This window comes from Pseudomonas sp. CCC4.1 (genome assembly GCF_035019225.1).
In the GTDB taxonomy this organism is placed as follows: domain Bacteria; phylum Pseudomonadota; class Gammaproteobacteria; order Pseudomonadales; family Pseudomonadaceae; genus Aquipseudomonas; species Aquipseudomonas bubulae.
In genome coordinates this window covers 80,918-88,189 of sequence record NZ_JASJWL010000014.1, presented here as the reverse complement: position 1 = coordinate 88,189, position 7,272 = coordinate 80,918, and the positions used below count along the sequence as shown (strand labels likewise).

General features: G+C 57.9%; 4 protein-coding genes. 2 read left to right on the top strand and 2 right to left on the bottom strand.

The genetic code is table 11. From position 1 onward, the window contains the following. The first annotated feature begins 140 nt into the window (after positions 1–140). Both QN377_RS08570 and QN377_RS08565 read left to right on the top strand, forming a co-directional pair. Positions 141–1,154, top strand: coding sequence for a class I SAM-dependent rRNA methyltransferase (locus QN377_RS08570; protein ID WP_095002559.1), 1,014 nt, complete (start codon positions 141–143; stop codon positions 1,152–1,154). An 88-nt stretch (positions 1,155–1,242) separates the two neighbouring features. Further along, on the top strand, positions 1,243–4,158 hold the full coding sequence (locus tag QN377_RS08565) for a DUF748 domain-containing protein (protein WP_095020684.1): 2,916 nt from the start codon (positions 1,243–1,245) through the stop codon (positions 4,156–4,158). Between the two features lie 252 nt (positions 4,159–4,410). On the opposite strand, the gene QN377_RS08560 is transcribed toward QN377_RS08565, so the two are convergent. Together QN377_RS08560 and pnp are read right to left on the bottom strand one after the other, a co-directional pair. Then, positions 4,411–4,764: a BON domain-containing protein gene (locus QN377_RS08560; RefSeq protein WP_095002557.1), complete on the bottom strand. Its 354-nt coding sequence runs from the start codon at positions 4,762–4,764 to the stop codon at positions 4,411–4,413. Between the two features lie 287 nt (positions 4,765–5,051). Continuing rightward, positions 5,052–7,157: a polyribonucleotide nucleotidyltransferase gene (gene pnp, locus QN377_RS08555; RefSeq protein WP_095002556.1), complete on the bottom strand. Its 2,106-nt coding sequence runs from the start codon at positions 7,155–7,157 to the stop codon at positions 5,052–5,054. Positions 7,158–7,272: the final 115 nt, after the last annotated feature.

Sequence of the window (7,272 nt, the reverse complement as noted above, 5' to 3'; positions counted from 1 at the left end):
AGATGTGTATAAGAGACAGCTCGCGAACGACCTTCGCGAGCAGGCTCGCTCCCACAGCGGCTACAAGAGCAACGCAGCAATAATCACCAGCCCTATTCTGCTAAACTGCCGCGCCTTATCTGTCCCCCAAGGCGCAATGCATGTCTTCCTTGAATCAGGCGCTGCGCGCCGCCCTCGATAATCGTCACGACCTGTTGGCCGAACTGCACGCCCAGGGCACCGACTGCTATCGCCTGTTCCACGGCAGCCAGGAAGGCGCCGGCGGCCTGACCATCGACCGCTATGGCCCGCAACTGCTGGTACAAAGCTTTCATCAACGTCTTGAGCGCGATGACTTGCTGCAACTGCACGAAGCCATCAATCGCCACCTGGGCCTCGACCTGCTGCTGGTCTACAACGACCGCTCCCAGGGCAACTCGCGTATCGACCGCGAAGACACCGTGTACCGCGCCGAAGACGCCGCCCTTGAAGACACCGTCGGCCACGAATGGGGCCTCAAGTACCGGGTGCGCGGCCGCCATGCCGGGCAAGACCCGCTGTTGTTTCTCGACCTGCGCAACGCCCGTGGCTGGGTCAAGCAGCACAGTGCCGGCAAAAGCGTGCTCAACCTGTTCTCCTACACCTGTGGTGTTGGCCTGAGTGCCGCTGCAGGTGGAGCCAGCGAAGTCTGCAACCTCGATTTCGCCGAAGGCAATCTGGCGGTTGGTCGCGAAAACGGCCTGCTGAACCCTGAACTGCCAAAAATGAAATTCGTACAGTCCGACTATTTCGCGGCCATCCGCCAATTGGCCGGTCTGCCAATCATTCAGCGTCGTCACAAGCTGCCTGCCTACCCGCGCATGGATCAGCGTGAATACGACCTCGTGCTGCTCGACCCGCCTGCCTGGGCCAAGAGTGCCTTCGGCACGGTCGATCTGCTGCGCGACTACCAAAGCCTGCTCAAGCCGGCCGTACTGACCACCGCACCAGACGGCGTATTGATCTGCTGCAACAATCTGGCAAAGGTCAGCATGGACGACTGGCGCGAGCAGGTTTTGCGTTGCGCCGAGAAAGCTGGCCGCCCGGTTCGCGACTGGCAGGTCATGAGTCCGGCCAGCGATTTCCCGTCCCTGGATCAGCAGCCACCGCTGAAAACCCTGATCCTTCAGTTTTAATCCATTCTCCCAATACGGCGTTCGTCTCGGAACCAGAAACGCGTGCCATACTCCAAGGCACTTCCGACTGCTATAGACGACGCCCCACATGCTCAAAGGATTGATCCGCGCCCTTGGCGCCGTGCTGATTGCCATCGCACTTTACAGCGTGCTTGGGTTCCTGATCTTGCCGGGCATCGGCCTGCGCATCATCAACCAGCAACTGGCCAACTACGCCACGGTGCCCGCCAGACTCGACCGGCTGGAGTTCAACCCCTTCAGCCTTGAGCTGACCCTGTGGGGGTTCAGAGTCGGCGAACCGGGCAAGGAACAGGTCGGCTTCGAGCGGCTGTACACCAATCTGCAAGCCGACAGCCTGTGGACAAAAGCCCTGCACCTGGCCGACGTGCAGCTGGATAAACCGAAAACCGAGCTGCTGTTCAACAAGGACGGTACGCTCAACCTGACACAACTGTTCAAGCTGCCCGAGAGCGAGCCCACCCCGGCCGATCCCGAGAGCAAGCCGTTCCCGCTGCGTATCGACAACATCAAGCTGGCGGGTGGCTACCTGCACTTCACCGATATGCGTCCCAGCGAGCCCATCGAATTCCTCTATGACTCGATGGACCTGGAGCTGAAAAACCTCAGCACCCTGCCCGATGACAACGCCGATATGACCCTGGTGGCCGCAGGCCCTGCAGGCGGGCGGATCGACTGGACCGGCACCCTGAGCCTGGTACCCATCACCTCGACCGGCAAACTGAAAGTCACCGACGGCAAGATGAAAGTCTGGTGGCCCTATGTGCGCGATGCATTACCGCTGGCCCTGGAAGATGGCGTACTGAATTTCAGCACCGACTACACCCTGAACCTGTCCAAAGAAACCGAAATGCTCCTGAGCAATGCCACGGCCAGCATCGCACCGCTCAAGATCAATGCCCCCGATGGCCGCCCGCTGGTGCGTCTGGAGCGCCTGGATGTCAGCGACACCAGCGTCGACCTGGCCAAACAGGAAGTGGTGGTCGGCAAGATCAACAGCCAGAACCTCGAAACCTGGGCCGCCCGCGAAAAAAACGGCCAGCTTGACTGGCAAAAGCTGTTTGCCAGCCAGCCCGACAAACCATCGACCAAAACCGAAGAAGTGGTGACCGTCGAAGCACCGAAACCGGCCCCGGTGGCGCCGAGCAAACCCTGGGCCGTGCTGCTCAAGGATGTCGACCTGCGTGACTATCGCATCCACCTTGCCGACAAGGAGCCCAAAACCCCGGTGGAGCTGGAGGTCGGCCCGCTGAACCTGAACCTGAAAAACTTCGACAGCCTGAACCGTTCTCCTTTCACCCTCAACCTCGACACCGGCGTGGGCAAGCAAGGCAAACTCACCGCCAGCGGCGACGTCAGCCTGAGCCCGGTAAGCGCCAGGCTCAAGGTCAACACCAAAGATATCGACTTGCGTATCGCCCAGGCCTATATCGACCCGTTTATCCGCCTTGAGCTGCGTAGCGGCATGCTTGGCAGCGACCTGGCGGTTGATCTGAAAAGCACCGACCCCCTGGCCTTTACCGTGGCCGGCCGCGCCCAGATCGATCAACTGCACACATTGGACACCCTGAAAAACCGCGACTTCCTGAAGTGGCAAAAACTGGTGCTGGAGGATCTGAAGTACCAGCACGGCGATAGCCTCTCGCTTGCACGGGTCAATTTCGAAAAGCCCTATGTGCGCTTCATGATCAACGATGACCGCACCACCAATATCGATGACCTGCTGATCCCGCAACCTGCAGGCAGTACGTCGGCCAAAGGCACGGCCAGCAAGGAAAAACCGCTGGGCATTCACATCGGCGCAATTGCGATCAACGATGGTTCAGCCAATTTCGCCGACTTCAGCCTGACACCCAACTTCCAGACCGCGGTTCAACAGCTCAACGGCCTGATTGGCACCATCGACAGCCGTAACCCCAAACCTGCCCCGGTCAATATTGCAGGCAAGGTCGACCGTTATGCGCCGGTGACCATCAAGGGCAGCGTCAACCCGTTTGACCCGATGGCCAGCCTGGATATCGCCACCAGCTTCAAGCGTGTCGAACTGACCACATTGACCCCCTACTCCGGGAAGTTTGCCGGTTACCGCATCCGCAAGGGTCGTCTCAACCTCGACCTGCATTACCTGATCACCAACGGCCAGCTCAAAGCCGAGAACAAACTCGTGGTCGAACAATTGCAGCTGGGGGAAAAGGTCGACAGCCCGGACGCCGTGGATCTGCCGATCAAACTGGCGATTGCCTTGCTCAAGGACACGGACGGCAAGATATCCATTGAACTGCCCATCAGTGGCGACCTCAACAACCCGCAGTTCAGCGTGATGCCGATTATCTGGCAAACGGTACGCAACCTGGTGCTGCGTGCCGCCCAGGCGCCCTTCAAGTTCATTGGCGGGCTGATCAGCGGCGGTGGAGCCGAGGACCTGGGCACCGTGTCATTCGCCCCAGGATCAAGCGAGCTGAGCCCTGAGGCACAAAAAGCCCTGACCACACTGGCCCAGGCCCTGAAAGAACGCCCGGCCTTACGCCTGGAGATCGAAGGTACGGCCGCACAGAGCAGCGATGGCCCTCTGATCGCCAAGGAACGTCTTGAGCGCGAGTTCCAGTACACCTACTACAAGATCCTCCAGCGCCGTGGCGACAAAGTACCGGCCAGCGCCGGCTTGCTCACCGTGCCGGACGATGAGAAAGGCCCGTTACTTGAAGGTATCTACCGCACGCGTCTCAAGCAGCAACCGCCTGCTGAATGGAAAGACCTGAGCCGTGACGAGCGCGCGGCCAAAATGACCGCGGCACTGATCGACTTCTGGAGCAAAAGCGAAGTGTTGTTGCGTCAGCTGGGGCAAGACCGTGCAAGCAGCATCAAGGACTACCTGGTGGACAAGGGCGGGCTGGCGGATGACCGCGTGTACTTTATCGATGCCACCCTGGGCCAAGCCGAGAGCGACGGCCGGGTAATCTCGCCACTGCATCTGGATAGCGAATAATGCACAACGTCGCTGATTTGTAGCAGCTGCCGAAGGCACGAGGCTGCGTTCGGCAGCTGCTACGCGGATTTTCGTAGCCCCAATCCCAAATAGACCCAATCCCAAATAGAACAGCCCCCGACGCAAGCGCCGGGGGCTGTAATGGCCACATCCGTGTGGCCGTCGCATGAACCTTTTTAACAATGCCTGCAGGCGTACTGCTTCAATCACCTGCCAGAACCTTGTTCCCCCGGTTCTACGAGAAAGGGTGCTTTATTCCGCTTTCAGGCCATCAGCCGATACAGCTTTAACGCCTTTGATCTTTTTGGTGATCGCAACAGCAATCTCTTTTTGCGCTTCAGTCACCGGTACCATCGAGGAAAGGGAAACAACGCCTTTGTTGGTTTCTACCTTGATGTCCGTGCCCGGAATGCCTTTTTCAGTGACCAGGTCAGCTTTTACTTTGGTAGTGATCCAGGTATCAGAAGTAGCTTCCTTGGCTTTGGTTACTTCGCCTGCAGCCACCACCATGGGTGCCTGGGTGGTCGCCTGGGCAGCAAATGCAGCATTGGCCATAGTCAGGGTCAGAGCGGTGGCAGTTGCGGCAGCGATAGCGAACTTCTTCATACGAGTAACTCCTGTCTTCTTTAGAATCTGCGCCGTCTTGCAGCAGCAGGGTTATCAGTACTATTGCAGGCCGCGTGCCAACTTTTAAAAACAAATAAACCTATATAAATCAACAACTTACAAAATAGCCAAAATTGCCCCGTCGTGCAAAATGCATGGCGCCGGTTAATTCTGCATGCAAGTTGCGGCTTTCGACTCGTGGCCTATGGCCCTATGGTGCTGACTTTGTTCCAGGCATAAAAAAAGGACCCCGAAGGGTCCTTTTTCAAAGCAGGTGTCGAGAGCGATTAAGCTTCCGAAGCCTTGGCAGCAGCGACGTCCTTGATGGACAGCTTGATACGGCCGCGGTTGTCCACGTCCAGTACCAGTACTTCCACTTCCTGACCTTCTTTCAGAATGTCAGTCACTTTCTCAACGCGAGCATCGCTCAGCATGGAGATGTGAACCAGGCCGTCTTTGCCCGGCAGGATGTTTACGAATGCGCCGAAGTCGACGATACGCTCAACCTTGCCCACGTAGATCTTGCCAATCTCGGCTTCCGCGGTGATGCCCAGAACGCGCTGACGCGCGGCTTCTGCTGCTTCCTTGGACTCGCCGAAGATCTTGATCGAACCGTCGTCTTCGATATCGATCGAAGCCTTGGTTTCTTCACAGATTGCACGGATCGTCGCGCCGCCTTTACCGATAACGTCACGGATTTTGTCGGTGTCGATTTTCATCGCGATCATGGTCGGAGCGTTGGCCGACAGCTCGTTGCGCGATACGGCAATGATCTGGTTCATCTGGCCCAAGATGTTCAGGCGAGCGTCCAGGGCCTGGCCCAGAGCGATCTCCATGATTTCTTCGGTGATGCCCTTGATCTTGATGTCCATCTGCAGCGCGGTAACACCTTTGGCGGTACCGGCTACCTTGAAGTCCATGTCGCCCAGGTGGTCTTCGTCACCCAGGATGTCGGTCAGAACTGCGAACTTCTCGCCTTCTTTAACCAGACCCATGGCGATACCGGCAACCGGCGCCTTCATCGGCACACCGGCATCCATCAGTGCCAGGGAAGCACCGCAAACCGATGCCATCGAGCTGGAACCGTTGGATTCAGTGATTTCCGATACAACACGGATGGTGTACGGGAACACGTCGGCAGCAGGCAGCATGGCTTGAACCGAACGACGGGCCAGACGGCCGTGACCGATTTCGCGACGACCAGCGCCACCCATGCGACCACACTCACCTACCGAGAACGGAGGGAAGTTGTAGTGCAGCATGAACGGGTCTTTTTTCTCGCCTTCCAGGGTGTCCAGCAGTTGCGCGTCACGGGCAGTACCCAGAGTTGCAACAACCAGCGCCTGAGTTTCACCACGGGTGAACAGGGCCGAACCGTGGGTCTTCGGCAGAACGCCAACTTCGATGTTCAGAGGGCGAACAGTCTTGGTGTCACGACCATCGATACGCGGCTTGCCGTTAACGATGTTTTCGCGAACGGTGCGGTATTCGATTTCACCGAATGCAGCTTTAACTTCGCTGGCAGAAGGCTGGCCTTCTTCACCGGACAGCTTGGCAACAACCTGATCCTTCAACTCGCCCAGACGCGCGTAACGGTCTGCCTTGACGGTGATGGTGTAAGCCTGGGAGATCGCTTCACCGAACTCGGCACGGATAGCGCCCAGCAGTGCGGTCGCTTCCGGGGCAGCAGCCCAGTCCCAAGTTGGCTTGGCAGCTTCGGCAGCCAGCTCTTTGACAGCCTGGATAACCACCTGGAATTCGTCGTGGGCGAACAGTACAGCGCCCAGCATCTGGTCTTCGGTCAGCTCTTTGGCTTCCGATTCAACCATCAATACGGCTTCCGAAGTACCGGCAACAACCATGTCCAGGCTCGAAGCGGCCAGTTGCTCGTAAGTCGGGTTCAGCAGGTAACCGGTGCTTTCGTGGTAAGCAACGCGGGCAGCGCCGATCGGACCATCAAAAGGGATGCCGGAAATGGCCAGGGCAGCCGAAGTACCGATCATCGCAGCGACGTCCGGATCGGTTTTCTTGCTGGTGGACAGAACGGTGCAGACAACCTGCACTTCGTTCATGAAACCTTCTGGGAACAGCGGACGGATCGGACGGTCGATCAGACGCGACGTCAGGGTTTCTTTCTCGGAAGGGCGACCTTCACGCTTGAAGAAACCGCCAGGGATTTTACCCGCGGCGTAGGTTTTTTCCTGGTAGTGAACCGACAGAGGGAAAAAGCCCTTGCCTGGATCCGCTTGCTTGGAACCGACTACAGTCACCAACACGCTGACGTCGTCGTCAACGGTGACCAATACTGCGCCGGAAGCCTGACGGGCGATACGGCCAGTCTCGAGAGTAACGGTCGACTGACCGAACTGAAATTTTTTGATAACCGGGTTCACGGTGTCCTACCTTCTTTGTGGCTCTTGGGGAACGGGTTTCTTGCGAAAGTCATATGCAACATCGGGTATTGGCCCGACTCAAGATGCTTACGAAAACAGCCCTATAGGCAAGCTT

Coding starts and splice junctions, on each gene's coding strand:
- QN377_RS08565 (WP_095020684.1), top strand. CDS start 1,243: ATGCTCAAAGGATTGATCCGCGCCCTTGGCGCCGTGCTGATTGCCATC.
- QN377_RS08560 (WP_095002557.1), bottom strand. CDS start 4,764: ATGAAGAAGTTCGCTATCGCTGCCGCAACTGCCACCGCTCTGACCCTG.
- QN377_RS08570 (WP_095002559.1), top strand. CDS start 141: ATGTCTTCCTTGAATCAGGCGCTGCGCGCCGCCCTCGATAATCGTCAC.